Origin of the sequence: Tsuneonella rigui, assembly GCF_003958625.1 — a bacterium.
GTDB classification, from domain to species: Bacteria; Pseudomonadota; Alphaproteobacteria; order Sphingomonadales; family Sphingomonadaceae; genus Tsuneonella; species Tsuneonella rigui.
In genome coordinates, this window is sequence record NZ_RSEL01000005.1 from 25541 (window position 1) to 52427 (window position 26887).

31 protein-coding genes are annotated in these 26887 nt (G+C 66.6%); 12 read left to right on the plus strand and 19 right to left on the minus strand.

Translation table 11 applies throughout. The features are described from left to right. Positions 1–48 precede the first annotated feature (48 nt). The gene (locus tag ELY12_RS00810; RefSeq protein ID WP_126174806.1) at positions 49–897 is read left to right on the plus strand and encodes a Coq4 family protein; all 849 of its coding nucleotides are present in this window, start codon (positions 49–51) and stop codon (positions 895–897) included. On the opposite strand, the gene ELY12_RS00815 is transcribed toward ELY12_RS00810, so the two are convergent. The 4 genes from ELY12_RS00815 to ELY12_RS00830 are packed head-to-tail and all read right to left on the minus strand — an operon-like array spanning position 894 to position 4673. Continuing rightward, positions 894–1373 carry a hypothetical protein gene (locus ELY12_RS00815; RefSeq protein WP_126174807.1) on the minus strand — a complete coding sequence of 160 codons (480 nt, stop codon included), beginning with the start codon at positions 1371–1373 and terminating at the stop codon, positions 894–896. The genes ELY12_RS00810 and ELY12_RS00815 overlap by 4 nt on opposite strands. A 24-nt stretch (positions 1374–1397) precedes the next feature. Then, positions 1398–1802 carry a DUF3052 family protein gene (locus tag ELY12_RS00820; protein ID WP_126174808.1) on the minus strand — a complete coding sequence of 135 codons (405 nt, stop codon included), beginning with the start codon at positions 1800–1802 and terminating at the stop codon, positions 1398–1400. After that, positions 1802–3982, minus strand: coding sequence for a phosphoribosylformylglycinamidine synthase subunit PurL (purL, locus tag ELY12_RS00825; RefSeq protein ID WP_126174809.1), 2181 nt, complete (start codon positions 3980–3982; stop codon positions 1802–1804). Before purL ends, ELY12_RS00820 begins: the two co-directional genes overlap by 1 nt. A gap of 34 nt (positions 3983–4016) precedes the next feature. Beyond that, positions 4017–4673, minus strand: a complete 657-nt coding sequence (locus ELY12_RS00830; RefSeq protein WP_126174810.1) for a hypothetical protein — start codon at positions 4671–4673, stop codon at positions 4017–4019. Positions 4674–4741: 68 nt separating this feature from the next. Between ELY12_RS00830 and ELY12_RS00835 the strand changes: the two genes are divergently transcribed. The 5 genes from ELY12_RS00835 to queA all read left to right on the plus strand — a co-directional run bounded on the left by ELY12_RS00835 (position 4742) and on the right by queA (position 8278). After that, entirely contained in the window at positions 4742–4993 is a 252-nt protein-coding gene (locus ELY12_RS00835) for an exodeoxyribonuclease VII small subunit (protein WP_126174811.1), read from the plus strand. Next, positions 4986–5897 (plus strand): polyprenyl synthetase family protein, encoded by a 912-nt coding sequence (locus ELY12_RS00840; RefSeq protein ID WP_126174812.1) that lies wholly within the window; start codon positions 4986–4988, stop codon positions 5895–5897. The genes ELY12_RS00835 and ELY12_RS00840 overlap by 8 nt, the downstream gene beginning before the upstream one ends. Beyond that, entirely contained in the window at positions 5898–6407 is a 510-nt protein-coding gene (gene coaD / locus ELY12_RS00845) for a pantetheine-phosphate adenylyltransferase (protein WP_126174813.1), read from the plus strand. Between the two features lie 72 nt (positions 6408–6479). Continuing rightward, positions 6480–7208: a peptidylprolyl isomerase gene (locus ELY12_RS00850; RefSeq protein WP_126174814.1), complete on the plus strand. Its 729-nt coding sequence runs from the start codon at positions 6480–6482 to the stop codon at positions 7206–7208. Positions 7209–7249: 41 nt separating this feature from the next. Next, a complete protein-coding gene (gene queA / locus ELY12_RS00855; RefSeq protein WP_126174815.1) occupies positions 7250–8278 on the plus strand; it encodes a tRNA preQ1(34) S-adenosylmethionine ribosyltransferase-isomerase QueA in 1029 nt (342 codons plus the stop codon). Here the strand turns inward: queA and ELY12_RS00860 are convergent, their stop codons facing one another. Then, complete coding sequence (locus tag ELY12_RS00860) at positions 8279–8674, minus strand: cupin domain-containing protein (protein ID WP_126174816.1); 396 nt, start codon at positions 8672–8674, stop codon at positions 8279–8281. A gap of 25 nt (positions 8675–8699) precedes the next feature. Beyond that, complete coding sequence (locus tag ELY12_RS00865) at positions 8700–9281, minus strand: TetR/AcrR family transcriptional regulator (protein ID WP_241229666.1); 582 nt, start codon at positions 9279–9281, stop codon at positions 8700–8702. A gap of 57 nt (positions 9282–9338) precedes the next feature. Here ELY12_RS00865 and ELY12_RS00870 point away from each other — a divergent pair, with 57 nt between their 5' ends. The 3 genes from ELY12_RS00870 to ELY12_RS00880 are packed head-to-tail and all read left to right on the plus strand — an operon-like array spanning position 9339 to position 12514. Beyond that, positions 9339–10763: an 8'-apo-carotenoid 13,14-cleaving dioxygenase gene (locus tag ELY12_RS00870; protein WP_126174817.1), complete on the plus strand. Its 1425-nt coding sequence runs from the start codon at positions 9339–9341 to the stop codon at positions 10761–10763. A gap of 48 nt (positions 10764–10811) precedes the next feature. Further along, on the plus strand, positions 10812–11753 hold the full coding sequence (locus tag ELY12_RS00875) for an ABC transporter ATP-binding protein (RefSeq protein WP_126174818.1): 942 nt from the start codon (positions 10812–10814) through the stop codon (positions 11751–11753). Further along, positions 11750–12514 (plus strand): ABC transporter permease, encoded by a 765-nt coding sequence (locus ELY12_RS00880; protein WP_126174819.1) that lies wholly within the window; start codon positions 11750–11752, stop codon positions 12512–12514. The genes ELY12_RS00875 and ELY12_RS00880 overlap by 4 nt, the downstream gene beginning before the upstream one ends. Here the strand turns inward: ELY12_RS00880 and ELY12_RS14190 are convergent. Next, positions 12504–12674: a hypothetical protein gene (locus tag ELY12_RS14190; RefSeq protein WP_164549364.1), complete on the minus strand. Its 171-nt coding sequence runs from the start codon at positions 12672–12674 to the stop codon at positions 12504–12506. The genes ELY12_RS00880 and ELY12_RS14190 overlap by 11 nt on opposite strands. Positions 12675–12865: 191 nt before the next feature. Here ELY12_RS14190 and ELY12_RS00885 point away from each other — a divergent pair, with 191 nt between their 5' ends. Together ELY12_RS00885 and tgt are read left to right on the plus strand one after the other, a co-directional pair. Continuing rightward, entirely contained in the window at positions 12866–13726 is an 861-nt protein-coding gene (locus ELY12_RS00885; protein ID WP_241229667.1) for a DUF481 domain-containing protein, read from the plus strand. Between the two features lie 9 nt (positions 13727–13735). Further along, positions 13736–14857 (plus strand): tRNA guanosine(34) transglycosylase Tgt, encoded by a 1122-nt coding sequence (gene tgt, locus ELY12_RS00890; protein WP_126174821.1) that lies wholly within the window; start codon positions 13736–13738, stop codon positions 14855–14857. On the opposite strand, the gene ELY12_RS00895 is transcribed toward tgt, so the two are convergent. Together ELY12_RS00895 and rpsD are read right to left on the minus strand one after the other, a co-directional pair. Continuing rightward, complete coding sequence (locus tag ELY12_RS00895; RefSeq protein ID WP_126174822.1) at positions 14854–15615, minus strand: helix-turn-helix domain-containing protein; 762 nt, start codon at positions 15613–15615, stop codon at positions 14854–14856. The genes tgt and ELY12_RS00895 overlap by 4 nt on opposite strands. A 291-nt stretch (positions 15616–15906) precedes the next feature. Continuing rightward, positions 15907–16521, minus strand: a complete 615-nt coding sequence (gene rpsD, locus ELY12_RS00900) for a 30S ribosomal protein S4 (RefSeq protein ID WP_126174823.1) — start codon at positions 16519–16521, stop codon at positions 15907–15909. Between the two features lie 199 nt (positions 16522–16720). Here rpsD and ELY12_RS00905 point away from each other — a divergent pair, with 199 nt between their 5' ends. Then, complete coding sequence (locus ELY12_RS00905; protein WP_126174824.1) at positions 16721–17032, plus strand: chorismate mutase; 312 nt, start codon at positions 16721–16723, stop codon at positions 17030–17032. On the opposite strand, the gene ELY12_RS00910 is transcribed toward ELY12_RS00905, so the two are convergent. The 10 genes from ELY12_RS00910 to dnaG all read right to left on the minus strand — a co-directional run bounded on the left by ELY12_RS00910 (position 17029) and on the right by dnaG (position 26843). Continuing rightward, complete coding sequence (locus ELY12_RS00910; RefSeq protein WP_241229668.1) at positions 17029–17748, minus strand: RNA methyltransferase; 720 nt, start codon at positions 17746–17748, stop codon at positions 17029–17031. The genes ELY12_RS00905 and ELY12_RS00910 overlap by 4 nt on opposite strands. Before the next feature lie 436 nt (positions 17749–18184). Continuing rightward, positions 18185–18439, minus strand: coding sequence for a hypothetical protein (locus tag ELY12_RS00915; protein ID WP_126174826.1), 255 nt, complete (start codon positions 18437–18439; stop codon positions 18185–18187). Positions 18440–18516: 77 nt separating this feature from the next. After that, a complete protein-coding gene (nrdR, locus tag ELY12_RS00920; protein WP_126174827.1) occupies positions 18517–18981 on the minus strand; it encodes a transcriptional regulator NrdR in 465 nt (154 codons plus the stop codon). Positions 18982–18993: 12 nt separating this feature from the next. After that, positions 18994–19221: a hypothetical protein gene (locus ELY12_RS00925; RefSeq protein WP_126174828.1), complete on the minus strand. Its 228-nt coding sequence runs from the start codon at positions 19219–19221 to the stop codon at positions 18994–18996. A 3-nt stretch (positions 19222–19224) separates the two neighbouring features. Then, on the minus strand, positions 19225–20562 hold the full coding sequence (glyA, locus tag ELY12_RS00930; protein WP_126174829.1) for a serine hydroxymethyltransferase: 1338 nt from the start codon (positions 20560–20562) through the stop codon (positions 19225–19227). Further along, positions 20559–21008 (minus strand): ribose 5-phosphate isomerase B, encoded by a 450-nt coding sequence (gene rpiB / locus ELY12_RS00935; RefSeq protein ID WP_126174830.1) that lies wholly within the window; start codon positions 21006–21008, stop codon positions 20559–20561. Before rpiB ends, glyA begins: the two co-directional genes overlap by 4 nt. Before the next feature lie 50 nt (positions 21009–21058). Beyond that, positions 21059–21412, minus strand: a complete 354-nt coding sequence (locus ELY12_RS00940; protein ID WP_164549365.1) for a response regulator — start codon at positions 21410–21412, stop codon at positions 21059–21061. Next, on the minus strand, positions 21412–22857 hold the full coding sequence (locus ELY12_RS00945; RefSeq protein ID WP_126174832.1) for a sensor histidine kinase: 1446 nt from the start codon (positions 22855–22857) through the stop codon (positions 21412–21414). Before ELY12_RS00945 ends, ELY12_RS00940 begins: the two co-directional genes overlap by 1 nt. A 42-nt stretch (positions 22858–22899) precedes the next feature. After that, positions 22900–24942, minus strand: a complete 2043-nt coding sequence (rpoD, locus tag ELY12_RS00950) for an RNA polymerase sigma factor RpoD (protein WP_126174833.1) — start codon at positions 24940–24942, stop codon at positions 22900–22902. A gap of 11 nt (positions 24943–24953) precedes the next feature. Then, positions 24954–26843, minus strand: coding sequence for a DNA primase (dnaG, locus tag ELY12_RS00955; protein ID WP_126174834.1), 1890 nt, complete (start codon positions 26841–26843; stop codon positions 24954–24956). Positions 26844–26887 lie beyond the last annotated feature (44 nt).

Consider the following 26887-nt stretch of genomic DNA (forward strand, 5'->3'; position numbering starts at 1 on the left):
GGTCATGTATATACTAACATCAGTGTAAGTAGAACGGATTTCGTCCGCATGACCGCTCACCAGCCGATTCCGAGTGCCGATCCGAACCTCGCCTGCGCGGCGGACGGAACCGTGTTCCGCAACCCGGAGCGCAAGGATCCCAAGCGCGATATTGGCCGAGCGATCTCCAAGTTTCGCGAGCTGATCAAGGACAAGGAGAACACCGCGCTGGTGTTCGAGATATACGAATCCTTGCCCTCCAAGGACTTCCTTCCGCGCGCCCGCAACGCGACGCTGAGCGAGCAGGGCCAGCGGCTGCGCGAGGAAGAGCCGTTCCTGCCGCCGATGCTCGACGATCACGCAGCGCTGCGCAAGCTGCCCAAGGGCTCGGTTGCGCACGCCTATTGCGACTTCATGGAGAGCGAGGGGCTGTCGGCCGCCGGTCTGGTTGCCGAGTCGGAGAAGATGGGCCGGCCGAAGTACGGCGACCTCGTCGAATGGTACGGCTTCCGCCAGCGCGACACGCACGACCTGATGCACGTACTGACCGGCTACGGCCGCGATGCGCTGGGGGAGCAGTGCGTGCTGCTGTTCACTCACGGGCAACAGCCGGCGGCGGGGCACCTGCTGCTCGGCTATGCGGGCGCCTACAACATCACCAAGCAGGTCAAGAGCAAGGCCCCGGTGTGGCGCGCGGTGCGCGAGGCGCATCGCCGCGGCAAGAGCTGCCCGCCGCTGGTCGAGATGTCGATCCGCGAGCTGCTCGCGATGGACCTCCACGAAGCCCGCGCCCGCTTCAACATCGGCGAGCCGACCTGGTACCGCCGCTGCCACGAAGTGTGGAAGGGCGAGGGCGTCAATCCCTACGACCTGCTCGGTAAGGCAGCCGAGGCGGCCGAGGAAAAGCTCGCCGCCTAAGCCGCCCGGCGCCGCGCCCGGCGCGCGGTGATCCACGCAATCGGAATGCCGACCAGCACGCAGTGCGAGAACAGCGCATTGCTGATGCTCCACGCGACTTTGCCCGGCGGCATCGGCGCCCAGGCCGACGGCAGCGCCATCTCCGGCCAGCGCAGCGGGCGGACGATCCAGTACATGATCAGCCACAAGAGCACGCCGTAGGCGATGCCGGCGACGATGGGATGGCGTATCAGTGCGGGAAACCGCGGGGTGATCGCGACGTAGGTGAGCACCATCACCAGCATGATCGCGTAGTGGGTTGCAAGGCCCAGCGGCACGCCCACCGAGCTGGTCTTCATCGCCTCGCCGAACGGGCCGCTGGCGACGAACTGCAGCACCCCGCCGGGCGACATCCCCGCCATGCCGGCGAACACGAAGGCGGACAGGATGTCGAGCGTGCCGGCCACCAGCCAGGCGAGCAGTACCGTCCGTGCCATCGCATCTCTCCCTTTTTGTCGAGGCTATCGCAGCTCCTTGCGGATCACCAGCTTGAGGCCGGACCAGGTCTCGTCGATCGCGCAGACCTTGGTGTCGACGTAGCCCATCGGCAGCGCGACCTCGCGAATGGTGTCCTCGGTGATGTCGGTCGGCACCTTGGTGGCTTTTTTGGGCCAGCTCACCCAGACCTGACCGTTGGGCGCGATTTGGTTGCGCAGTGTCGCGAGCTTGGCCTCAAGATCGGCGCGCTCGGTGACGAACACGTGCGCGGCGTCTATCCCTTGCGCCGGGTCCACAAAGGTCAGGTCGAGCGCGTACTCGCCGATCTCGTCGGCGACGTCATCGGGCATGTTGTCGAACCAGACGCGCTGACCGTCGCGCAGAGATAACTTCTTCGCCAGCGGCGTGCCGGAATATCCGGACGCCATCAGCTCTCCATCCAGTCGCGGAAGAAGCTATCGCTCGCTTCGCGCAATGCGGCGAGCGGCACCGATTGCTCACCGACCACCAGCCCATCACCGCCGGTCGTCCCGATGCGTTCGAAGGGCACCTTGCTGCGGTCGAGCTCCACGCCGGGCGCGACCGTGACGATGTAGCGCGCCTGGCTTTCGTTGAACGCGAACTCGCTGGTCATCGCGTCGATCTTCGCGCCGATGCCGCCGGCGAGCGCCATCTCCGCGAGCGCGACCAGCAGCCCGCCGTCGCTCATGTCATGCACCGCGGTGACTTTGCCCTCGGCGATCAGCTGGCGGACGATCTCGCCGTTGAGGCGTTCGTCGGCGAGATCGACCCGCGGCGGATCGCCGTCTTCGCGGCCGTGGATTTCGCGCAGCCATAGCGATTGGCCGAGCTCGGGGTAGTGCGGGCCGATCGCGAGGATCGCCTGGCCCTCTGCCTTGAAGCCGATCGTCGCCATCTGGCCGTAGTCGGCGATCACGCCGACGCCGCCGATCGCGGGAGTGGGGAGGATCGCGCTGCCGCCGCCGGTTGCCTTGCTCTCATTGTAGAGCGAGACGTTGCCGCTCACGATCGGGAAGTCGAGCGCACGGCAGGCGTCGCCCATGCCCTCGAGGCAACCGGTGAGCTGGGCCATGATCTCGGGCCGCTGCGGGTTGGCGAAGTTGAGGCAGTTGGTGACGGCCAGCGGCCGCGCACCGACCGCGCACAGATTGCGGTATGCCTCGGCGATCGCCTGCTTTCCACCTTCGTAGGGGTCGGCGTAGCAATAGCGCGGCGTGCAATCGGTGGTCATCGCCAGCGCCTTGCGGGTGCCGTGCACGCGCACGACCGCCGCGTCGCCGCCCGACAACTGCAACGTGTCTGCACCGACCTGGCTATCGTACTGCTCCCAGATCCATCGGCGCGAGGCGAGGTCGGGGCTGGCCATCAGCTTGAGCAGGTCGGCGCCCAAGTCGGTGCTGGCCGGCACATCGCCGAGCGGCGCGACCTTTGCCCACGCCTTGTAGTCCTCACGACTGAGCGACGGGCGATCGTACAGCGGGGCGTCGGCCGCGAGCGGCCCAAGCGGGATGTCGCACACCACCTCGCCGCCGAACTCGAGCACCATGTGCCCGGTGTCGGTCACTTCGCCGATGACCGCGAAGTCGAGCTCCCACTTGAGGAAGATTGCCTCGGCCTCCGCCTCGCGGCCGGGCTTGAGGACCATGAGCATGCGCTCCTGGCTTTCCGACAGCATCATCTCGTAGGGCGTCATGCCCTCTTCGCGGCAGGGGACGTTGTCCATCACCAGCCGGATGCCGGCCTTGCCGTTGGTCGCCATCTCGACACTGGAAGAGGTGAGGCCCGCTGCGCCCATGTCCTGGATCGCGACGATCATGTCGGTCGCCATCAGCTCGAGGCACGCTTCGATCAGCAGCTTCTCGGTGAAGGGATCGCCGACCTGGACGGTGGGGCGCTTGGCCTCGGCATCCTCGCCGAAGTCGGCGCTCGCCATCGTCGCGCCGTGGATGCCGTCGCGCCCGGTCTTGGACCCGACGTAGACGATCGGGTTGCCGACGCCGGTCGCCGCCGAATAGAAGATGCGGTTCGCATCGGCGACGCCCACGGTCATCGCGTTGACCAGGATGTTGCCGTCGTAAGCCTTGTGGAAGTTGGTCTCGCCGCCGACCGTCGGCACGCCAACGCAGTTGCCGTAGCCACCGATCCCCGCGACCACGCCCTGCACGAGGTGCTTCATCTTCGGGTGGTCGGGCCGCCCGAAGCGCAGCGCGTTCATGTTGGCGACCGGGCGCGCGCCCATCGTGAACACGTCGCGCAGGATGCCGCCGACCCCGGTCGCGGCGCCTTGGTACGGCTCGATGTACGAAGGGTGGTTGTGGCTTTCCATCTTGAAGATGGCGGCTTGGCCATCACCGATGTCGATCACGCCGGCGTTTTCGCCGGGCCCGCAGATCACCCACGGCGCCTCGGTCGGCAGCTTCTTCAAGTGGATGCGCGAGCTTTTGTAGCTGCAGTGCTCGGACCACATGACCGAGAAGATGCCGAGCTCGACCAGGTTCGGCTCGCGCCCTAGCGCGTGCAGCACGCGCTCGTATTCCTCGGGGCTGAGGCCGTGGGCCTCGACGACGTCCGGAGTGACTTCAGCCATGGCCCGCGCCCTTAGCGGGGGGACGGGGCAGGGGCTAGCCCCGTGCGGGCACCCGCCGGCGAGTCTTCCCCAGCCACCACGCAGCAAGCGTCGCCAGACCGTAGGCGAAGAAGGCGAGGTAGCTGGTCGCGGATGTCACCGCTTCGGGTTCCGGGGCGAACCAGTTGAAGGCCTGGAGGCAGGCCAACACCACGCCGAGCACGATCGCCGGCAGGGCGGGTCCGCGCGTTCGGGCGAGGTAGAACCATAGAGCACCGAAGGTCAGGCCCAGCTCCAGCGGGATCTCGATCCAGGGATGGTTCCACAAGCCGAACCCAAGCCGTGGCGGCATCCCGGCCAGGGTCAGGTCCGGCCGATGGACCAACAGGTCGAGCAGCCAGTGGCTCATCACCACCGCGGCTGCCAGCAGGGCGAATCCCAGATCGCGCCGCCAGACCAGCACGAGCGCGCCGAATCCCGCCGCCCAAGCCGCGCTGCCGGCCAGGCTGTGCGTCCACGGCATGTCGTAGAGGTCCATCGCGTTCATCGCGGTGATCCCCGGCACTACGCGCATATGCTCGGTCCCGGTGAGCAGGAAGGCGAAGAACGCCCAGTCGACCAGTTGCGCGGCGACGAACAGTGTCGCCAGGCCCGGTTCGCGCTTGCTGACTGCCGCGGCGGCGAGCGCCGGCGCCCAATGCCCGATGAACATCTCACTCTCCCCCGTCCGCGCCCACGTGCCAGCTTGACCGCCAGCGGCCGCACGGTCAATCAGGCGCGATGCAAGAGGCTGCTCCCGAAATCGCGTCGCTGAGCTTCGAAGACGCACTGCGCTCGCTGGAGGATGTGGTTCGGCGGCTCGAAAGCGGCGAAGTCCCGCTCGACCAGTCGATCGAACTCTACGAGCGCGGCGAGGCCTTGCGCGCGCACTGCCAGGCACGGCTCGACGCGGCGCAGGCCCGGATCGAGAAGATCGTCGCGGGGCCCGATGGGCGCGCGAGCCACTCGGTGCCGTTCGACAGCGATGGCTGACCCCGCGCCGGGTGCCGGCAACCTGCTCGGTGAGGCGCTCGCGCGCATTCAGCAAGAGGTCGATGTTGCGTTCGACGGCTTTCTGCCTGTCCCCGAAGACGCGCGCAAACCGCTGGTCGAGGCTATGCGCTACGCCACGATCGGCGGAGGCAAGCGGATTCGTCCGTTGCTCACCGCGGCGGTTGCCGGGCTGTACGCGGTCCAGCGCGATGCCGCCGTGCGTGCGGGCTGCGCGGTCGAGGCGATCCACGTCTATTCGCTGATCCACGACGATCTGCCGTGCATGGACGACGACGACACGCGCCACGGCAAGCCGACACTGCACAAGGTCTATGACGAGGCAACCGCGGTGCTGGCCGGCGATTCGCTCCACGCGCTGGCGTTCGAGATCCTCTCGATGCCCGAGACCGCGGGCGACCCGTTCGTGCGGGCCGAACTGATCGCCACTCTCGCCGCCGCGAGCGGGTGGAACGGCATGGCCGGCGGACAGATGATGGACATCGTCGCCGACGGGCAGGGTTACGATCTGCCGACGATTACCCGCCTGCAACAGCTTAAGACCGGCGCGCTGCTCGGCGCCGCGGTGGAGATGGGCGCGATCCTCGGCCGGGTGCCGGACGAGGGCCGCACGCACCTGCGCAACTACGCGCGCGACATCGGCCTCGCCTTCCAGATCGCCGACGACCTGCTCGACGTCGAAGGCGACGAGGCCGCCGCCGGAAAGGCGCTGCGCAAGGACGAAGGCGCGGGCAAGGCGACCTTCGTCAGCCTGATGGGCGTCGACGCCGCCCGCATGCAGGCCCGCGCCCTGGTCGACCAGGCGATCGGCCATCTCGCGGCTCACGGCCAGGAAGCCGACCTGCTCCGCGCGCTGGCGCGCTACATCGTCGAAAGGGACCGGTGAATGACTGAACGCATCGGCATCTACCCGGGCACCTTCGACCCGATCACGCTCGGCCACATGGACATCATCGAGCGCGGGGCGAAGCTGGTCGACCGATTGATTATCGGGGTCACCACCAACATCGCCAAATCGCCAATGTTCTCCGATGAGGAGCGCATTGAGATCGTTCGACGTGAGGTCGATGCGCTCGACCGCGACATTAAGGTCGTCGGGTTCAACTCGCTGCTGATGGACTTCGCCGAAGCGCAGAACGCGTCGGTGATCATCCGTGGCATCCGCGGCGTGACCGACTTCGAATACGAATACCAGCTCACCGGCATGAACCGGCAACTCAACGACCGGATCGAGACGATATTCCTGATGGCCGACGTGGCGCTGCAGCCGATCGCCAGCCGGCTGGTGAAGGAGATCGCGCTTTACGGCGGCGACATCTCGAAGTTCGTCACCCCGGCGATCCGCGCCGACGTCATAGCCAAAGTCGATGGGCTGGGCCGCAAGGGCTCACGCTAACCATTCATTGAACCGACAGTCCGCGCCCGCTAAGGCGCGCGGCTGACGGAATACTCACAAGACTGGATTTCCATGTTGAACCGCCTGCTCGTCGCCGGGGCGCTTTGTGCGCTGGCGTTTGCTTCCGCCTCCGCGATTGCCCAGGACGATACCGCCGCGCCTGCTCCGGCCGCGACCGAAGCCGCGCCGGCGCCCGCCGCCGCCACCGACGATATCGAGGCGAAGCGCACGTTCGGGCCGGTCGATTTCGACATCACCCACGATCCGGAAAACATACTCCTGCTCGACCTGTCGAATGGCCGGCGGGTGGCGATCCGCCTGATGCCGAGCTGGGCACCGCTTCACGTGGAGCGGATCAAGACGCTGACCCGCGAAGGCTTCTACAACGGAGTGAAGTTCCACCGCGTGATCGAGGGCTTCATGGCGCAGACCGGCGACCCGACCGGGACCGGCCGCGGCGGTTCTTCGCTTCCCGACCTCAAGGCCGAGTTCAACCCGATGCCGCACCTGCGCGGCACGGTGTCGATGGCCCACGCGGCGAGCGACGATTCGGCGAACAGCCAGTTCTTCATCACCTTCTACCCGCGCTTCAGCCTCGACCGGAAGTACACCAACTTCGGGCGGGTGATCGCCGGCATGGATGCGGTCGACGCGATCCAGCGCGGCGAGCCGCCGGCCAATCCGACCGTGGTGCTGCAAGCGTCGATCGCCGCCGACGGCAAGCCGCAGATGATGGCGCCGGTGCCGGTGCCGGATGCGACCATCACCGCCGACATGCTGAACGCTCCCCAATCCAACTAGGATAGTCGAACTGACCGCGCACTTCGGCTAGCGCGCGTGCCATGCGCGTTGACCTGTTCGATTTCGAGCTCCCGCCCGAGCTGATCGCCCTGCGCCCGGCCAGCCCGCGCGATGCCGCGCGGATGCTGGTGGTGGCGGGTGAGGAGCCTTTTGCCGACCGAACGGTCCGCGACTTGCCGTCACTGCTGCGCGCGGGCGACGTGCTGGTGTTCAACGATACGCGGGTGATTCCGGCGCAGCTCGAAGGGATGCGGGGCGAGGCGCGGGTCGGCGCGACGCTTCATAAGCGGATCGATCTTCGGCGATGGCAGGCGTTCGTGCGCAACGCGAAGCGGCTGCGCGAAGGCGACACGATTGCGTTCGGTTCAGACGTTGAAGCGGTGGCCGAAGTGCGCCACCCGGACGGCTCTTGGACCCTGGCGTTCACGGGCGACGAGCCGGTGGAGGTCCTGCTCGAGCGCGCGGGCCGGATGCCGCTGCCGCCCTACATCGCCGGCAAGCGCCCGACCGACGAACGCGACAGGAGCGATTACCAGACGATGTTCGCCGCGCGCGATGGGGCCGTGGCGGCGCCGACGGCTGCTCTGCACTTCACGCCGGAGTTGATCGCCGCGCTCGACGATGCCGGGATCGGCCGCGAGACGCTGACGCTCCACGTCGGCGCGGGCACCTTTCTGCCGGTGAAGGCAGATGATACCGACGACCATGCGATGCACGCCGAGTGGGGCCGGATCGATGCCGCCACCGCCGACCGCCTCAATGCGGCCAGAGCGAACGGGGGCAGGGTGATCGCGGTCGGTACGACCTCGCTCCGCCTGCTCGAAAGTGCTGCCGGCGAAGATGGCGTCATCCGTCCATTCCAGGGAGACACCTCGATCTTCATCACCCCCGGGTACCGCTTCAAAGCGATCGACGGGCTGATGACCAACTTCCACCTGCCGAAGTCGACGCTGTTCATGCTGGTATCGGCGCTGATGGGGCGCGAGCGGATGCAAGCGGCCTATGCCCATGCCATCGCGCAGGGCTATCGCTTCTATAGCTACGGCGATTCGTCGCTGCTGCTGCCCTAGTTACTCGGTCGTCTTGCCATCGAAGTGCTCGTGCGCGGCATGGGCATCGTCGGCGGTCTTGTGGACCGTGCCGTCGATATGCTCGGGCGGTCCGTAGATCGTGTACATCTTGAGCGGCTCGCTCCCCGTGCAGCGAACGTTGTGGCGCGCTCCCTGCGGCACGATCACGGCATCGTCGGCTTTTACGCGGTAGGTGTTGTCGTCCACTATCACCTCGCCTTCGCCAGCCTCGAAGCGGAAGAACTGATCGCGGTCGTCGTGCACCTCCGCACCGATTTCACCGCCCGGCGGAATGCTCATCAGGACAAGCTGGAGGTTGTGTCCGGTGTAGAGCACGCGGCGAAAGTCCGTGTTCTCCTCGGTCGCCGCCTCGATGTCACCGTGATAGCCCTTCATTCGATACTCCTGTCGTTCATAAGACTTACGAAGCTGCCTGCGCGCCGTTCCCCAGCTCCAGAAACGAGCCGGAGCAGATCAGCCGATCGATAAGCGCATCGTCCGCCGGAATCCGCTTGTCGAGCATGAGCATCGCAATGCCGTGGCCGAGCGACCAGGCCTGCAGCGCGAGGCGCTGCGCCTCGGGCCCGTCCGATCCGGTTAACTCGACAGTGGCATCGTGCAGCAATTCCGACGCAGGATCGGACTTGTCCGGTACCGGCTCGCCGTGCGCGAACACCAGTCGAAACAGGGCAGGGTGGGCGAGCGCGAAGCGGACGTAGGCACGGCCGGTCTCGACGAAGCCCGCCGCGCCTCCGCCCGCCCCGTCGTAACCCTTCCGCTGCGCCGCACCCAGCATCTCCAGGCCCTCGCGCGCCAGGGCGGCGAGCAGCGCGTCCTTATTGGGAAAGTGGCGATAGACTGCGGTGGGCGAGACCCCGACCGTGCGCGCCAGTTCGCGCAAGGACAGGTCTAGCCCGCTGAACCCTTCCAGCGCGGTCATGCCCGCCGCAATCAGCGCATCGCGCAGCGAGCCGTGATGATAGGTCGATTCCGATGTTGACACTGTTTACATAGCCGCTAAGTTGACGCTGTTCACATTGGCTAGGCCGAGGAGTCCACAATGGCAAGCGTGCTGGAGAAAACCATTCGCGGAGCAGTCACCGCCGGGGTCACCGGACTGGCCGGACTCAATCGCAAGCGGCTGAGCGGTGACAACGCCTTCATGACGGGCATCCACACCCCGATGGATGGGGAGAAGTCGCTCACCGATCTCCAGGTCACCGGCACGATTCCCGCGGAGCTCGACGGCCGCTACGTCCGCATCGGCCCGAACCCACAGTACGCGGAGGCCAAAGGCCACCACTGGTTCACCGGCGACGGGATGGTCCACGGCATCAAGCTGAAGGACGGCCGCGCCGAATGGTACCGCAACCGCTACATCCGCTCGAACACGCTGGAAGCGGCGAGCGGCATGGCCGCCGCGCCGGGCCCGCGCCGCGGAATGGGCGATACGGTCAACACCAATGTGATCCAGGTCGCCGGCAAAACGCTCGCGCTGGTCGAGGCGGGCTCGTACCCGGCCGAACTGTCGGACGAGCTCGAGACGACCACCTACAGCGATTTCGGCGGCGGCCTCGCCGGTTCGTTCACCGCGCACCCGCACGAGGACCCGGCGACCGGTGAGTTCCATGCGATCTGCTATGATGCCGGCAACCCGAGCCAGATCACCCACGTCGCGCTCGATCGCGCGGGCCGGGTGCTGCGCGAGCTGCCGATCGCGGTGCAGAACGGCCCCTCGATCCACGACTGCGCGCTGACCAAGAACTACGTGGTGATCTTCGACTTGCCGGTGACGTTCTCGATGAAGGCGCTGATCGGCGGGCACAAGTTCCCCTACCGCTGGAACCGGGAGCACCGCGCCCGCGTGGGCCTGCTGCGCCGCGACGGCGATGCGAGCGACCTGACCTGGCACGATGTCGAGCCCGCATATGTGTTCCACGTCTCCAACAGCTATGAGGACGACGAGGGCCGCTTGGTGATCGATGCCTGCGCCTATGACACTATGTTCGACGGCGATGTGGGTGGCCCGGTCGGGCGCAGCCTCGGCCTGGAGCGCTGGACCATCGATCCCGCCGGCGGCCCGGTCGAACGGAGCACGATCGACGCGCAGCCGCAGGAATTCCTCCGCCCCGACGAGCGCTTCTTCGCGCGGCCCTACCGCTATGCCTGGGCCATGGGCCTGCCGAACGAGGAAAGCGCGGAATTTCTCGGTGAGGCGCCGCTGATCCGTCACGATCTCCTGACTGGCGACAAGGTCACACGCGACTTCGGCGTTCATGCAGTGCTCGGCGAATTCGTGTTCGTCCCGCGTAGCGCCAATGCACCCGAAGGCGACGGCTGGGTGATGGGCTATGTCATCGACCGCGCGAACGGCACCACGGATCTCGCCATCCTCGACGCCGCCACGCTGGCCGACGTCGCGCGCGTGCACGTGCCGCACGTCATCCCGCCGGGCTTTCACGGAAACTGGCTGCCGTCTGTTTGAGCTGGGCGGTTTGACGCAAGGCCTTCGCCACCCCACAAACGGTGGCGAATGGAAACGATTCTCGACATCGCCGGGCTGACCAAGGTCTATCCCGGCGGGCTCAAGGCACTCGACGGGGTGGACCTGCAAATCCGGCGCGGCGAGATCTTCGCCCTGCTGGGGCCCAACGGCGCCGGCAAGACCACCCTGATCGGCGCGGTCTGCGGGTTGGTGCGGGTGACCGGCGGGACGATCACCGCGTTCGGTCAGGACCTGGCGCACAACTGGCGCGACGCGCGGAGGCGGATCGGGCTGGTGCCGCAGGAGCTTGGTTTCGACATGTTCGAAACGGTCGAGCGCGGCGTTCGGTATTCGCGCGGGCTGTTCGGCCTCCCGCCGGATGCGGCGAGGATCGAGGTAGTGCTCCGTTCGCTCAGCCTGTGGGACAAGCGGCACGAGCAGATCCGCGCGCTATCGGGCGGGATGAAGCGCCGGGTGCTGATCGCCAAGGCGCTAGCGCACGAGCCCGAACTGCTGTTCCTCGACGAGCCCACGGCCGGCGTCGACGTCGAACTGCGCCGAGATATGTGGCGCCAGATCGATCGGCTGCGCGATCAGGGTGTGACGGTCATCCTGACCACGCACTACATCGAAGAAGCCCAGGAAATGGCCGACAGGGTGGGCGTGATCGACAAGGGCCGCCTGCTGCTGGTCGACGAAAAGGACGCGCTGATGGCCAAGCTCGGCCGCACCGAGGCGCGCTTTCGTCTCGCCCAGCCGCTTGCCGCAGTGCCCGACAGCCTGTGCGCCTTTCCGCTGCACCTTGAGGATGACGGCCTGACGCTCGCCTACCGCGGCGGCGATGGGGCGGGGAAGGGCAAGGCGGAGATCGCCGCGATCGCCCAGGCTCTGCCGCACCAAGGCATCGCCTACACGGCGCTCGACCAGAAGGAGTCGAGCCTCGAGGACATCTTCGTCGACCTCGTCGAGCGCGAGGAGGCGGCGGCATGATCAACTGGCGCTCGACGTACGCGATCTATCGCAACGAGCTGATGCGCTTCATGCGCACCGTGTTCGGCTCGCTGGTGTCGCCGGTGCTCACCACCAGCCTCTATTTCATCGTCTTCGGCGCCGCGATCGGCGGGCGGATGAACGCGGTCGGCGGGGTCGACTACGGTGCGTTCATCGTGCCTGGCCTGTTGATGCTGACCCTGCTCAGCGAGAGTACCAGCAACGCCAGCTTCGGGATCTACATGCCGCGCTTCACCGGCGCGATCTACGAGCTGCTATCGGCGCCAGTCGGAGTGGCCGAGACCCTGCTCGGCTTCGTCGGTGCGGCGGCGACCAAAAGCCTGATCCTCGCTGCGGTGATCCTCGCGACGGCCAAGATTTTCGTCGACTACGAGATCGCGCACCCGCTCTACGCGCTCCTGTTCATCATCCTCGTGTCGGCGAGCTTCTCGCTGCTCGGCTTCATCCTCGGCGTGTGGGCCGAAGGGTTCGAGAAGCTGCAGCTTGTCCCGATGCTGATTCTGACCCCGCTGACTTTCCTCGGCGGCACGTTCTACTCGATCGACATGCTCGCCGAGCCGTGGCGCACGGTCGCGCTGGCCAATCCGATCGTCTACCTCGTCAATGGCCTGCGCTGGACCTTCTACGGCCAGGCCGACGTCAGCATCGGCGTGTCGCTCAGCCTGACGCTGGTGTTCCTGGTGATCGACATCGCGGTGATCGCGTGGATCTTCCGCACAGGCTGGCGGCTCAGGAGCTGAAGTCGGCGCGCTCGAGCCGGGTATCCTTGTAGGCGACGAACCGGCGGGTCATCCGCTCGAAAAAGCCCGCGCCGATGCGGTGGGCAAACCGTTGGGCCTGCTCCAGATCGGTATACCATTTGCCGGTGCGGGTAGGGGTGACGAAGCGATATTTGGTCATCTCGTCCGAACAATGACTATCCCACCCGCGCGTTCCTTTGTTGCTCGAAGTTAAAACATCTAACGCCAAGCGGGGTGGCGGCGGCCCGCCTGATTCGCTAGGCAGCGGCCATGCATCGCGTCCTGCCTTGCCTCTTGGGTCTAGTTCTCGCGGCGCCGGCGGCGGCGGAGATTCCCCAGCCGGTACGGGCGATGATTGACGCCGCGATCGCCACCGGAGACCGCGGCAAGGTCGATGCGGTGATCGAGGCCGCCAAGGCGACCAACCCGGGCGACGAGGGGGAAATCGATGCCCTGCGCAGCGGGTTCCTGGCGGCGCAGAACGAACCAGCCAAGCTCCGCGCCGAACGGCAGCGCGCAGCCCGACAAGGTGCCGGGCTGCTCAAACTGTGGAGCGGCAAGGGCGAGCTGAGTGGCTTTCGCGCAACCGGCAATTCGGACAGCGAGGGGCTGACCGGGGCGCTGACGCTGACCCGTAAGGGCGCCGACTGGACGCACAAGCTCGCGGTGCGCGCCGACTTCCAGCGATCGCATGGCCAGGCCGCGCGCGACCAGCTCGTCGCGTCCTACGAGCCCCGCTACCAGATCAGGGACGACCTGTTCGCTTACGGCTTGGCCCAGTACGAGCGCGACCGGTTCCAGGGCTTCGCGGCGCGCTACTCACTGTCGGGCGGGCTGGGGTACCACGTGTTCGACGGACCGCGGCTGGACATGTCGATCAAGGCGGGTCCCGCGTTCCGCTACACCGCCTACACCGATGGCGAACGGGACCGGCGGCTGGCCGGACTGGTCGGCCTCGATTTCGATTGGAAGATGACCGACGCGCTCAAGCTGACGCAGACCGCGAACGCGGTGACCGAGACCGGCGGGGCCGCTGTCGCGATCATCGATTCGCGCAATACGACGCTCAACCTCGTGACCGGGCTGGAGGCGAAGGTCACCGATCGCCTGAGCACGCGCGTGTCGTACGCGGTCGATTACGACAGCAACCCCGCCACGGGCCGGGCGACCACCGATACGATGACCCGCTTCGGGCTCGTCTACGGTTTCTGATCGCGCCCCGTGACCCGTTTCCAGTTCTCGATCCACGCGACCGACGGCAAGGCGCGTACCGGCACGATCCAGATGCGGCGCGGCGAGATTAGCACGCCCGCGTTCATGCCGGTCGGCACCGCGGCGACGGTCAAGGCGATGAAGCCCGAAAGCGTGCGTGCGACGGGCGCCGACATCCTGCTGGGCAACACCTACCACCTGATGCTCCGCCCTGGCGCGGAGCGGGTCGCGCGGCTGGGCGGGTTGCACAAGTTCATGAACTGGCCGCGGCCGATCCTGACGGACAGCGGCGGGTATCAGGTGATGAGCCTCGCTTCGCTGAGGAAACTCAACGAGGAAGGCGTGTCGTTCTCCAGCCACATCGACGGGTCGAAGCATCTGCTGACGCCCGAACGCTCGATGGAGATCCAGCGCCTGCTTGGCAGCGACATCGTCATGGCGTTCGACGAATGCCCGCGTACCGACCGCCCCTTCGCCGAGATCGAGGCGAGCATGGAGCTGTCGATGCGCTGGGCGCAGCGCAGCCGCGATGCGTTCGACGCGGGCGGCGAGCACGCCGAGGCGTCCGCGCTGTTCGGCATCCAGCAGGGCGCGCTCGACGAAGGCCTGCGCGCCCGCTCCGCCGCGGCGCTGCAGGAGATCGGCTTCGACGGCTATGCGATCGGCGGCCTCGCCGTGGGGGAAGGGCAGCAGGCGATGTTCGCCACCCTCGACGTCGCCCCTGGCCAGTTGCCCGCGGACCGCCCGCGCTATCTGATGGGAGTCGGCAAGCCCGACGACCTCGTCGGCGCGGTGCTGCGGGGAGTCGATATGTTCGATTGCGTGCTGGCGACCCGCTCGGGCCGTAACGGCCAGGCCTTCACCTGGGCCGGCCCGGTCAACCTGCGCAACGCGCGCCATGCCGAGGATCCCGAGCCGCTCGACCCGCGTTGTGGGTGCGAGGTCTGCGGCACCTACAGTCGGGCCTACCTTCATCACCTGACCAAAGCTGGCGAGATGCTCGGCGCGATGCTGCTGACCGAGCACAACCTGTCGTTCTACCAGCAACTGATGCAGGCGATGCGCGATGCGATCGGGGAGGGGCGGCTGGAGATGTTCGCGAGCGATTTCCGCCGCGATTATTGCCGCTAGCCGGCTGTCAGCCGGAGGGCATTCGCGGGCAGGCCGAAGGTCCGGCGGAAGGTCCGACTGAGATGCGCCGAATCGGCGAAGCCCGCCTCGTGCGCCGCCTCGGTAAGCGAGGCGCCGCTGGCGTAGAGCGAGACCGCGCGCTCGATGCGCAGCCACAGGACGAACGTCTTGAATGGCAACCCCGTGGCGGCGACGAAAACGTGCCGCGCCCGATCACGCGACAGGCACGCTTGGCTCGCCGCCGCGGCAAGCGACAGCGGCCCTTCGATGCCCTTGCGGGCATAGTCGATCATCGCCGCAGCCCGCGGGTCAGGGAGCGAGGCCGGGTCCGGCGAGGGCAGACGATCGAGCAGGGCCCGACCGATACGTTCCAGGTCGCTGGCCGGTGAGTCGTTCGTCCAGCATAGTTGCAATGCCGCACGCGTGTCGCCGAACACCGCGCCGTTCGGCGAGATGACCGCTGCCCCGCCGAGCTGCCGCGTCAGAGCCCGGCCAGCAGGGCTTTCGGGCTCGATAAACAGGAACGCGGCGGTTCCCCTGCCGTGGAACGTGTGGGGCGCATCGGCTGCGACAAGCGCGATCGGGCCGAGCAATGTACGATCCCCGGCCGCGATCTCGAACGCGCCGTTGAGCGAGAAAGTGACCTGGATGGCATGATGCGCGTGCGGCGCGACATCGGCCGGCGAGCCGCCCCCTTCGACCAGCCACAGCGCGGCGCCTTGCCACACCGCGATCCTGCCCCTGCCGACTACCGCCATGATTTAGCCGCTGCGTTCAATCTTCGATCGAGCACGCGCCGTATCGCAATGGCCGTCGAAAACGAAGGAGACGTTCGATGAGCTGTGAATGCAACCCTTGCACCTGTGCCCCCGTCTGCCGCTGTGGACCCGCTCCGCGGGCCTGCGCGTGCGGTCCCGCGTGCCGCTGCGGCCCGGCCTGCCAGTGCGGCAGCGAGTGCAAGTGCGCCGAGTAGCCGATCCCGGCACGGCAAAAAAAGAAAGGGCGGCCCTGCGGGACCGCCCTTTCGCTTGTTCGGTAATGGCTGCCGATCAGCGCGAGTAGAACTCGACGACCAGGTTCGGTTCCATCGTCACCGGATAGGGCACTTCGTCCAGCGTGGGCACGCGGGTGAAGGTGATCTTGTCGGTGCCATCGGGGCTGACGTAGTCGGGGATGTCGCGCTCGGGCAGGCTCTGCGCTTCGATGATCAGCGCCATTTCCTTGGCCTTGTCGCCCAGGCTGATGACGTCACCGGCGGCGACGCGGCGGCTGGCGATATTGCACTTCACGCCGTTGACGCGGATGTGGCCATGCGAAACGATCTGGCGGGCGGCGAAGATCGTCGGCGCGAACTTGGCGCGATAGACGATCATGTCCAGCCGGCGCTCGAGCAGGCCGATCAGGTTCTGGCCGGTGTCGCCCTTCATGCGCGCGGCTTCCTGGTAGGTCGCCTTGAACTGCTTCTCGGTGACGTCGCCGTAGTAGCCCTTGAGCTTCTGCTTGGCGCGCAGCTGGAGGCCGAAGTCGCTGGTCTTGCCCTTGCGGCGCTGGCCGTGCTGGCCCGGGCCGTACGAACGGCGGTTGACCGGCGAGCTGGGGCGGCCCCAGATGTTCTCGCCCATGCGGCGGTCGAGTTTGTGCTTGGCGCTCTTGCGCTTCGACATGGTATGTCCTTCAATTTGCTGGATTGCCCCAGTGGCAACCGTTCAACCCGGCATCGCCCGGCGGACATAGCATGTCCGCCGCGATCTCCGCTTCACCGGGATACGGGATCAAATGCGAGGCGCGCGCATAGCAGGATGCGGGTGAAGGTCAAGGCTCGCGCTCTCGACAAATGCGCGCCGAGCCGCCAACCGGCGCGGCATGATGGATACGCTGACCCTTCCCGACGATTGCCAGACGATGCTGGAGGTGCGCGCGGGCGTCGACCAGACCGACCGCGAGCTGGTCGACCTGCTTGCGCGCCGCTTCGGCTACATGCGCGCCGCGGCGCGGATCAAGCAGGATCGCGCCACGGTGCGCGACGAAGCGCGCAAGGCCGCTGTCATCGCAGCCGCCGCCGATCGCGCCGCGAATGCGGGCATGCCGCGCGAGGCGATCGCGGATCTGTGGGAGCGGCTGGTCGAAGCTTCGATCGCGTACGAGCTGATCGAATGGGACCGCCTGCGGCGCTAGTCGCGGTCAGGCTTGGCGAGGTGGCTCAACACCCCGCGCATGGTCCGCACCTCCAGGTGATTCCAGCCAGGCTTGGTAAGCAAGCTGCGTAAGGTGCGGCGGGTGTGCGGCCGCCGATCCTCCGGACGGAAAAAGCCCTTCGGCTCGAGCATGCTCTCGAGCTGTTCGATCATTCCTTCCAGCTCGGCCTGTGGCGCGGGCGGGAGCAGGTCCTCGGCGGTGGGCGACGCGAGTGCCTCGTGCTTCGACCACTCATAGGCCACCAGGATCACGGCTTGCGCGAGATTGAGTGAGCCGAATTCCGGATTGATCGGCACCGTCAGGATCGCGCGGGCGAGGGCGACGTCGTCGGTTTCGAGACCCGAGCGCTCCGGCCCGAACAGGATCGCGCTGCGACCGGACTGAGCCCGCATTTCGCGCGCTGCTGCCTCGGGTGTGAGGACGGGCTTGGTCACCCCGCGCTTGCGCACCGTGGTGGCATAAACGTGGGCGCAATCCGCGACTGCCTCCGCCGTCGTTGCGAACACGCGGGCACTCTCCAGCACCACATCGGCGCCCGAGGCCGCAGGGCCGGCGGACGGATTGGGCCAGCCGTCGCGCGGCTCGACCAGGCGCATCTCGGCCAGCCCGAAATTGAGCATCGCGCGCGCTGCCTTGCCGATGTTCTCGCCCAGTTGCGGGCGGACGAGGACGATGATGGGATGACTGTTGTTCACGCTGGCGAGGCTACTGACGGCGCGGGCCTGACGGCGCAAGTCACTTCGGATCCGGTATTCTCACCATGTCCTGCCCGATGACTGTCGAGGCCGGGGGGCGGTCCCGTCGCTCTTGTGCATTGCGCAGCTTCCATTGAGCTGCGGTGAGGCATGTGCGGCGGGGCATGACGCTGCCGGTCGCGGTCTCCTGTACGCAAATTCTTTTGCCGTCCGCTGGGGCCGCCGGAGCGGCGGAGTCGCTCCGCTCAGGATCGGCGGCACTTGCGGGAGCGGCGGCTGCCGAAGCGACGTACGTAACTGCCAGCAACACAGGCGTCATTCGCATAGGGCTCTCCCATTAGGAGCAATCCTATCACAACTGGTTAGCCCGGACGATGATGATGTCGGGAGGCGGCGGCGGGCCACTCAGGACGTGGCCGCTCCCCCGCGATCAGCGTCAGCGGTCGCCGCTATCCCGCTCCTGCACGTTGCGCTTGTCCTGCTCTTGCTGGGCGCGCCACTGGGCTTCGGTCTGGCAGACCTTCTTGTAGCCGCGGCTGCCCATTTCGGTGATCCGCTGACAGACCATCTTTTCCTTGGGCTTGGCGGTCGCATCGGCAGCGGGCGTGGCATCATCGTCGGTGCCAGCGGCATCCGCCGGGACGGCAAGGGTGACGCACGCGAGCGCGGCGAGAACGGAAAACTTGGTCATAGCGGATCCTTGAAACTCGGCATGCGACCCCCGCATCCGAAATTGCCCGCGCTCGATACCTATCCAAAGATGGGTTTTCAATCCCTGAGCGCCGCGTCGCGCACGCTACTGGCGAATTCCTCGAAGTCGCGCGCCTCGCCAAAGTCGCGGTAAACGGACGCGAACCGGATGTAGGCGACGCTGTCGAGCTGGCGCAGGCCCTCCATGACCAGCTCGCCGATGCGCGCCGAAGGGACCTCGCTCTCGCCTGAGGTTTCCACCTGCCGCTGGATGCCGCTGACCAGCTGGTCGATCCGCTCCTGCTCGATGCCGCGCTTGCGCACCGCGAGCGCGACCGATTGTTCGAGCTTGCTGCGATCGAACGGCTCGCGCCGGTCTCCCGACTTGCACACCACCACCTCGCGCAGCTGCACGCGTTCGAAGGTGGTGAAGCGCGCGCCGCAGCCTTCACATTGGCGGCGGCGGCGGATGGCCGCGTTGTCCTCGGTCGGGCGGCTGTCCTTGACCTGCGAATCGTCGTGGGCGCAGAACGGACAGCGCATCGGGTCTCGCGCTTACTTCTTGATGCGGTTGTAGAGCATGAAGCCAGCACCGGCGATGAGGCCGATGGGCCAGCTCACCAGCGGCAGCACGGCACCCGCCACCGCACCCACCGCGGCGCCGGTCAGCACCGGCTTGGTCGAGGGGTGGTGCATGCCTTCCTTGGCCATGCCGGTGACTTCGGCCTTCACGTCCTCGACCCAGTCCTGGCCGCCGCCGCTGTTGTTGTTCTGGTCCACCATTGATCAGTTCCTTCCGGGATAGACTGGAAATGCCTCGCACAGCTCGCTGACGCGGCGGCGGACGCTTTGTTCCACTTGCGCATCGCCTTCGGGCCCATTGCGCGAAAGGCCGTCGACCACTTCCGCAATCAATCCGCCAATCGCGCGGAACTCGTCCGGGCCGAACCCGCGCGTGGTCCCCGCGGGGGTGCCGAGGCGGATGCCGCTGGTGACGAACGGGCTGCGCGTATCGTAGGGAATGCCATTCTTGTTGCAGGTCAGATAGGCGCGGTCGAGGCCGTGCTCGGCGGCCTTGCCGGTCACGTCCTTGGGGGTGAGATCGACCAGCATCGAGTGGTTGTCGGTGCCGCCGGAGACGACGCGTAGGCCGCCGGCCTCGACCCCTGCGGCGAGCGCACGGGCGTTATCGACCACGCGCCGGGCGTAGTCGGCAAAGTCCGGCCGCAGCGCCTCACCGAAGGCGACGGCCTTGGCCGCGACGACGTGCATCAGCGGGCCGCCCTGCAGGCCCGGGAACACCGCCATGTTGAGCGGCTTCGTCAGCGCCTCGTCGTTCCACAGGATCACGCCCGAGCGGGGGCCGCGCAGGCTCTTGTGGGTGGTCGTGGTGGTCACGTGCGCGTGCGGAACCGGCGAGGGATGCGCGCCGCCTGCGACCAGCCCCGCGATGTGGCTCATGTCGACCATAAGGTAGGCGCCGACCTCATCCGCGATGCGGCGGAAGGCTTCCCAGTCCCATACCCGCGAATAGGCGGTGCCGCCGGCGATGATCAGCTTGGGCTTGTGTTCGAGCGCGGTGGCGCGGACCGCGTCCATGTCGATCAGCTCGTCTTCGCGGCGGACGCCGTAACTGACGGGATTGAACCACTTGCCGCTCATGTTGACCGGCGATCCGTGGGTCAGGTGCCCGCCCGAGTTCAGGTCGAGGCCCATGAAGGTGTCGCCGGGCTGCAGCAGAGCCAGGAACACCGCCTGGTTCATCTGGCTGCCGCTGTTCGGCTGGACGTTGGCGAACTCGCACCCGAACAGCTGCTTGGCGCGCTCGATCGCCAGGTTCTCGACCACGTCGGCGTATTCGCAGCCGCCGTAGTAGCGCTTGCCCGGGTAGCCTTCCGCGTACTTGTTGGTGAACACGCTGCCGGTTGCTTCGAGCACCGCGCGGCTGGTGATGTTCTCGCTCGCGATCAACTCGATGCGCGTGCGCTGGCGATCGAGCTCATGGCTGATCGCCTCGGCGATCGCGGGATCGGCGGTGGCGAGATCGTCGCCCCAGAAGCGAGTCAGCGGATCGGCAGCGACTTGGCGGTCGAGTGTAGAGTCGGAAACATCGGACGGGGTCATGCCGTCTCCTTGAAGGGCGGGGCGGAAAGCTTGTCGACGCGGCGCTGATGGCGACCGCCGGCGAAATCGGTGACGAGGAAGGCGGAGACGCACGCCTTGGCCATGTCGATGCCCGTCAACCGCGCGCCGAGCGCGATCACGTTGGCGTTGTTGTGCTCCCGCGCGAGGGCGGCCGAGAGCGGCTCCGACACCAGCGCGCAGCGGACCTGGGCATTGCGGTTGACCGAGATCGAAATGCCGATGCCCGACCCGCACAGCGCCACGCCGCGCTCGGCGGTGCCGTCGGCCACGACCGACGCCAGCTTGTAGCCGAAATCGGGGTAATCGACGCTGTCGTGGCTGTCCGGGCCGAGGTCCGCGACCTCGTGCCCCTCGTCGATCAGCCACTCGCGAAGGACCGTCTTAAGGTCCACGGCGGCATGATCAGAGGCGATGGCGATGCGCATACCGGGCGCACATAGGCGTTCGCTCGCGCGCTCGCTACCTCTAACCCGGGCTATCCCCGATTGGGAAATAGCGCGCGGGTGATCGTCGGAAGGTCGTAAGGCTTGGTCACCGTCGGCACGTGCGCGAATTCGTCAGGGTTGAGCGTATCGCCATAGCCCGAGGCGAACACGAACGGTACTCCGCGTTGCAAGAGCACCGCAGCGATGGAATAGCTCTTCTGTCCGTGGACGTTGATATCGAGGATCGCCGCGTCGAAGGTCGCGTGTACAAGCGCGTCGTCCGCCTGCTCGAGCGAGGAAGCGACCGTCGGGATGGCGCGCTCATCCTCGAGCAGCTCTTCGAGCACCATCGCGATGATCGGTTCGTCCTCGACCACGAGGATTTTGAGGCCGGCCAAAGTCATCAGCTGGCGTGCTCGATGCGCATGACCAAAATGCATCTGACGCCTTCGGGAAGAAACTCCAGCGCGACGTTATTGCGACCCTCGGCGGACAGCCCGCGCTCGATCAGACGGGTTCCGAAACCACGCCGGGAGGGCGGGGTAACCGGGGGTCCACCGCGTTCTCGCCATTCTAGGTTGACCGCAGCGCGATCGCCGTCCGGCTCGAGCGACCATGCAATGGATACGGTGCCCTCGGAGGTCGACAAGGCGCCGTATTTGATCGCGTTGGTGCTCAGCTCATGGACGATCATCGCGAGGGAGACGCCCGTCTGCGGCGACAAGGTAAGATCGGGTCCGGCAAAGCTGAAGCGGCTGACGTCCAAGCCGGCGGTAGCCTCTACCGCTCTCCGGACCGTTTCGGCGAGTTGCGCCGGCTCCCAGTTGCGCTCGGTCAGGAGGCTGTGCGCCGCCGCCAGAGCGTGTAGTCGCGCGTCAAAGGCAGCCATCGCGTCTTGCGCGCCGTCGAGCTTGCGGAACGACTGCGCCGCGAGGCCCTGCACGATTGCGAGGGTGTTCTTCACCCGGTGATTGAGTTCGTTGATCAGCAAGCGCTGGCCTTCGGCAGCCAGCACTTCATCCGTCACGTCGTGACCCTGGACCAGGATCGCGGCGACCTCACCATCCTCGATGAGGGGCTGATAGGCGAAGTTGAGGAAGCGGCGGCTCGGCTCATCCGAATCATCGTTGAGCAACAATACCTCGGCCCGCTCACCCAGATAGGTCTTGCGGGCGGCGCGGACCCGGTCGAGCAGGTCGACAAAGCCCTGCTCGACGACTTCAGGAAGCGCTTCAGCGAGCGGCTTGCCGATCAGTTCCCGTCCGCCGGTCAGCCGCCGGTATGCGGCGTTCGCCATCATGAACACGTGGTTGGGCCCGCCCAGCACCGCGACAAATCCGGGCGCCTGCTCGAAGAACATGCGGAAACGATCGCGCTCTTCCGACAGGTCGCGATTGCGCGATTGGATCGCATCCGCCCTCCGCACCAGGCCCATTTCATCCCGCAGCCGCCTGAGACCGTGCAGTTCGGTCACGTCCACCGTGTGTTGCAGGATGAATTGCAGCTCGCCCGCTTCGTCCGTCAGCGGCGTATGCGTGGCGCTCCAGTAGCGCTCATCCATTTCGCCGGCGGCGTTGACGATGTCGTAGCGAATGAGGGCCAGCTCGTCGGACTCCCCTGACCGGAGTACCCGGGCGAAGGACGCTTGTAGCAACCGGTGGCTTTCGCTGTCGGGATCGCTTGGAAACGCCTCGAACATGGGCCGGCCGGCTATGTCCTCGCGCCGACGCATGGTGGCGGCGAGGTAGGCGTCGTTCATCCACACGATCGTCAGATCGCGATCGACCACCACGTACGGGTTCGGCGACTTCGCGAACAAGCTCGCGAAATCGATCGCCGGCACGGTCATGCGCGCTCAACCACTAAGGATTACGACCCCCCGGCTATCGCGTTACTGGTCGAGGAAGCTGCGCATCTTGCGGCTGCGGCTCGGGTGCTTGAGCTTCCGCAGCGCCTTTGCCTCGATCTGCCGGATGCGTTCGCGGGTGACCGAGAATTGCTGCCCGACTTCCTCCAGCGTGTGATCGGTGTTCATGCCGATGCCGAAGCGCATGCGCAGCACGCGCTCCTCACGCGGGGTGAGGCTGGCGAGAACGCGGGTGACCGTCTCCTTGAGGTTCGACTGGATCGCCGCATCGACCGGGATGACCGCGTTCTTGTCCTCGATGAAATCGCCGAGGTGCGAATCTTCCTCGTCGCCGATCGGCGTTTCGAGGGAGATCGGCTCCTTGGCGATCTTCATCACCTTGCGGACTTTCTCGAGCGGCATCGACAGACGCTCGGCCATTTCCTCGGGCGTGGGCTCGCGGCCCTGCTCGTGGAGGAACTGGCGGCTCGTGCGGACCAGCTTGTTGATCGTTTCGATCATGTGGACCGGGATGCGGATCGTGCGCGCCTGGTCGGCGATCGAGCGGGTGATCGCCTGCCGGATCCACCAGGTGGCATAGGTCGAGAACTTGTAGCCGCGGCGGTACTCGAACTTGTCGACCGCCTTCATCAGGCCGATGTTGCCTTCCTGAATGAGATCAAGGAATTGCAGGCCGCGATTGGTATATTTCTTGGCGATCGAAATCACCAACCGCAGATTCGCCTCGACCATTTCCTTCTTGGCGATGCGCGCCTCGCGCTCGCCCTTCTGGACCATGTTGACGATGCGCCGGAACTCGGGGAGCGACATGCCGGTGGCGGTCGCGATGTCGGCGATTTCGGCGCGGATGCGCTCGACCGCGTCGGCTTCCTTCTCGGCGAAGGCGGCCCACTTCTTGTCCTTCTTGGCGTTCGCCTGCAGCCACGAATCGTCGAGCTCGTTGCCGACGTAGGCGCCGAGGAAGTCCGCGCGCTTGACGCGGTGGCGCTCGGCCAAGCGCAGCATCTGCCCGCCTAGCGCGGTCAGGCGGCGGTTGAAGGCGTAGAGGTTGTCGACCAGGAATTCGATCTTGGTCGCGTGGAACTGCACGCTCTCGACCTCGGCGGTGAGCTGCTCGCGCAGCTCCTCGTACTTCTTTTCCTTGGCCTTGGGGAATTCGTCGCCGCGGCCGAGCACGTCGACACGCTCCGCCTGCAGCTTCTCGAACTTCTTGAACAGATCGGTGATGCGGGCAAATGTCTCGAGCGCTTCGGGCTTGAGCGCCGCTTCCATTTGCGCGAGCGAAAGAGTGTTGTCCTCTTCCTCCTCTTCTTCGACCCGGCGGGTGCGGGGCTCGCCGTCCTCGTCCTCGTCGCTCTCCTCCTCTTCCTCCTCGACCTCTTCTTCTTCCTTGTAGGTCGGGCCGGCGGTCGCCTCGGAGATCTCAGGCTCCTCGTCGTCGTCCTCGGCGTCGTCGGTCATCTTCTCGACCGGCGGCTCCTTCGACAGCATCGCGTCGAGATCGAGGATCTCGCGCAGCTGCATTTCCTCGTTGTTGAGGGCTTCGGACCACAGGATGATCGCGTGGAAGGTGATCGGGCTTTCGCACAGGCCCATGATCATCATGTCACGGCCCGCCTCGATGCGCTTGGCGATGGCGATCTCGCCCTCGCGGCTGAGCAGCTCGACCGCGCCCATTTCGCGCAGGTACATGCGCACCGGGTCGTCGGTGCGCTCGACGGTTTCCTTCTTCTTAGCGGCGGCGGCCGGCTTCGAGGGCTTGTTCGACGCGCCTTCGTCGTCGTCTTCCTCGTCGCTGCCGACTTCCTCGACATCGTCGTCGTCGTTGTCGGCTTCGGCCTCGGCATCCTCATCGGTCTCGACGATGTTGACGCCCATTTCGCTGATCGCGGACATCACATCCTCGATCTGCTCGCTGGAGAGCTCGTCCTGCGGCAGCGCTTCGTTGAGTTCGTCGACGGTGACGTAGCCGCGGCGCTTGGCCTTCATGATCAGCTTTTTCACCGACGCTTCGTTGAGGTCGATGAGCGGGGCGTCGTCCTTGTTGCCGTCTTCTTGGGTGGCCATTTGATCTCGTGTCATTTGCGGGTCTCGTCCTGTGCGCCGGGGTCTGCCACGGACAAGTCAATTTCGGGTTGAGCCGCGCGCGCGGCCCTGCGGCTCGCCATTAGCCCGAGTCGTTTCTCGAACGCCAGCTTTCGTTTGAGCAGCCGCTGCTGCTCCGCGAACGCGGCTTCGGGGTCGGTTTCGAACCGCGCCGTCGCTGCCGCTAGGGCAGCATCCAACGCGGGCCGCTCGACCAGGAGCGACACGGCTTCGGCCAGGTCTTCGCGCGCGCCCTGCGGATCGGCGCCTTCATCGAGGAAGGCAAAACGGCTTTTGTCCGGCGGAGGGGCGAAACCCTGCGGCGTGCATATGGGCGTTTCCTCCCCCGGTTCAAGCAGTTCCGCGGCCTCGATCAGCGATTCGAGGGCGGGGCCGTTGCGGCCGTCGCCGGCGGCAAAGCGGCCGAGCGGTTCGGCGTGCACCAGAATTTGGTCGGGAAAGCGCAGCAGGCCGGCGATAACAGCGCCCGCCAACGTGTCGCGCGAACCGCCATCAGCCGACTTGCGCAGGCGGCCGGCGACTGCGGGATCGAGCAAGGGTTTCGCTGGCTTGGCAAAGCCGCTCTTCCAGTCGCGCTTTTCGCGCGGGGCGCGGGGCGGGAAGGCGAATTCGGAGAACTTCTCCAGCAGCTCGCGGCGATAGAGCGACTTGATATCGGAGTGCTGGATCGCGTCGCAATGCGCGATCAGGCGCGCCTTGAGGCCGGCCTTGTCCTCGGGGGTGCGCAGCGGTGCGGAGTCGCGCTCGAAACGCCACAGGGTGTCGATCAGGCTGGCGGGCTCGCTCAGCAGCGCCTCCATCGCCTTGGCGCCCTGCCGCTTGATGAGGTCGTCGGGATCGAGGCCGGGGGGCAGACCGACGATCGACAGCGTTTTGCCCGGCGCGAGCAGCGGTAGCGCACGGCCGATCGCACGTATCGCCGCGCGCTGACCGGCGTTGTCGCCGTCGAAGCACAGGATCGGCGCGTCGACCATGCGCCACAGCAGGCCGAGTTGAGTCTCGGTAAGCGCGGTGCCCATCGGCGCGACCGCTTCCTCGAACCCGGCGGCAGCCATCGCCACCGCGTCCATCTGGCCCTCCACCACCACCATCCGCCCACTCTTGCGCGAGGCGGGGCCGGCGCGATGGAGGTTGAACAGCGTCCGCCCCTTGTCGAACAGCGGGGTGTCGGGCGAATTGATGTACTTGGGCGCGTCCTTCTTGTCCGCGTCGAGGATGCGCGCGGCGAAGCCGATCACCCGCCCGCGCGGGTCGTGGATCGGGATGGTCAGCCGGTCACGGAAGCGGTCGTAGGGCTCCTTGTCGTCGACCGCGATCAAGAGGCCCGCCTCGATCAGCATGGCGCGGTCGAACTGTTTGAGAGAGTTCGCGACGCCATTGCGCGCGTTCGGCGCGTAACCGAAGCCGAACCGCTCCATCGTGTGCGCGTCGAACTTGCGACTCGCGAGGTAGTCGCGCGCTTTTGTGCCAGCCGGCGTGTCGAGGCTGGCGCGGAACCAGTCCTGCGCCGCCTGCATCACTTCGTGCAAGCCAGCCTGCTGCTCGGCGCGCTGGGCGGCGCGCGGGTCGGGGGCAGGGACCTCCATCCCGGCTTCGGCCGCCAATTCCTTGACCGCATCCATGAACGCGAGTCCGCGCTGGTCGGTCATCCAGCGGATCACGTCGCCGTGCGCGCCGCACCCGAAGCAGTGGTAGAACCCCTTCTCGTCGCTCACGGTGAAACTGGGCGATTTCTCGTTGTGGAACGGGCAGCACGCCTTCCACTCGCGCCCCGCGCGCTGGAGCTTGGTGGTGCGTTGGACCACCGCGCTCAGCGTCACCCGCGCGCGCAGTTCGTCGAGCCATTGCGGGGAGAGCGCCATGGCCGCGTTTTAGGGCGTGCGGGCGATTCGAGTCGAGCGCCAGA

Bases quoted from the DNA above. Each gene is read 5' to 3' on its own strand.
- ELY12_RS00885 (WP_241229667.1), top strand. From the start codon at position 12,866: ATGATTGACGCCGCGATCGCCACCGGAGACCGCGGCAAGGTCGATGCG.
- ELY12_RS00830 (WP_126174810.1), bottom strand. From the start codon at position 4,673: ATGTTCATCGGGCATTGGGCGCCGGCGCTCGCCGCCGCGGCAGTCAGC.
- ELY12_RS00875 (WP_126174818.1), top strand. From the start codon at position 10,812: ATGGAAACGATTCTCGACATCGCCGGGCTGACCAAGGTCTATCCCGGC.
- rpoD (WP_126174833.1), bottom strand. From the start codon at position 24,942: ATGGCCACCCAAGAAGACGGCAACAAGGACGACGCCCCGCTCATCGAC.
- ELY12_RS00925 (WP_126174828.1), bottom strand. From the start codon at position 19,221: ATGGTGGACCAGAACAACAACAGCGGCGGCGGCCAGGACTGGGTCGAG.
- ELY12_RS00945 (WP_126174832.1), bottom strand. From the start codon at position 22,857: ATGACCGTGCCGGCGATCGATTTCGCGAGCTTGTTCGCGAAGTCGCCG.
- ELY12_RS14190 (WP_164549364.1), bottom strand. From the start codon at position 12,674: ATGACCAAATATCGCTTCGTCACCCCTACCCGCACCGGCAAATGGTAT.
- ELY12_RS00840 (WP_126174812.1), top strand. From the start codon at position 4,986: ATGGCTGACCCCGCGCCGGGTGCCGGCAACCTGCTCGGTGAGGCGCTC.
- ELY12_RS00870 (WP_126174817.1), top strand. From the start codon at position 9,339: ATGGCAAGCGTGCTGGAGAAAACCATTCGCGGAGCAGTCACCGCCGGG.
- ELY12_RS00940 (WP_164549365.1), bottom strand. From the start codon at position 21,412: ATGACTTTGGCCGGCCTCAAAATCCTCGTGGTCGAGGACGAACCGATC.
- ELY12_RS00815 (WP_126174807.1), bottom strand. From the start codon at position 1,373: ATGGCACGGACGGTACTGCTCGCCTGGCTGGTGGCCGGCACGCTCGAC.
- ELY12_RS00895 (WP_126174822.1), bottom strand. From the start codon at position 15,615: ATGGCGGTAGTCGGCAGGGGCAGGATCGCGGTGTGGCAAGGCGCCGCG.
- rpiB (WP_126174830.1), bottom strand. From the start codon at position 21,008: ATGCGCATCGCCATCGCCTCTGATCATGCCGCCGTGGACCTTAAGACG.
- ELY12_RS00810 (WP_126174806.1), top strand. From the start codon at position 49: ATGACCGCTCACCAGCCGATTCCGAGTGCCGATCCGAACCTCGCCTGC.
- ELY12_RS00860 (WP_126174816.1), bottom strand. From the start codon at position 8,674: ATGAAGGGCTATCACGGTGACATCGAGGCGGCGACCGAGGAGAACACG.
- glyA (WP_126174829.1), bottom strand. From the start codon at position 20,562: ATGACCCCGTCCGATGTTTCCGACTCTACACTCGACCGCCAAGTCGCT.
- coaD (WP_126174813.1), top strand. From the start codon at position 5,898: ATGACTGAACGCATCGGCATCTACCCGGGCACCTTCGACCCGATCACG.
- ELY12_RS00905 (WP_126174824.1), top strand. From the start codon at position 16,721: ATGATGGATACGCTGACCCTTCCCGACGATTGCCAGACGATGCTGGAG.
- ELY12_RS00880 (WP_126174819.1), top strand. From the start codon at position 11,750: ATGATCAACTGGCGCTCGACGTACGCGATCTATCGCAACGAGCTGATG.
- ELY12_RS00835 (WP_126174811.1), top strand. From the start codon at position 4,742: ATGCAAGAGGCTGCTCCCGAAATCGCGTCGCTGAGCTTCGAAGACGCA.
- ELY12_RS00850 (WP_126174814.1), top strand. From the start codon at position 6,480: ATGTTGAACCGCCTGCTCGTCGCCGGGGCGCTTTGTGCGCTGGCGTTT.
- nrdR (WP_126174827.1), bottom strand. From the start codon at position 18,981: ATGCGCTGTCCGTTCTGCGCCCACGACGATTCGCAGGTCAAGGACAGC.
- dnaG (WP_126174834.1), bottom strand. From the start codon at position 26,843: ATGGCGCTCTCCCCGCAATGGCTCGACGAACTGCGCGCGCGGGTGACG.
- purL (WP_126174809.1), bottom strand. From the start codon at position 3,982: ATGGCTGAAGTCACTCCGGACGTCGTCGAGGCCCACGGCCTCAGCCCC.
- rpsD (WP_126174823.1), bottom strand. From the start codon at position 16,521: ATGTCGAAGCGCAAGAGCGCCAAGCACAAACTCGACCGCCGCATGGGC.
- queA (WP_126174815.1), top strand. From the start codon at position 7,250: ATGCGCGTTGACCTGTTCGATTTCGAGCTCCCGCCCGAGCTGATCGCC.
- ELY12_RS00915 (WP_126174826.1), bottom strand. From the start codon at position 18,439: ATGACCAAGTTTTCCGTTCTCGCCGCGCTCGCGTGCGTCACCCTTGCC.
- ELY12_RS00820 (WP_126174808.1), bottom strand. From the start codon at position 1,802: ATGGCGTCCGGATATTCCGGCACGCCGCTGGCGAAGAAGTTATCTCTG.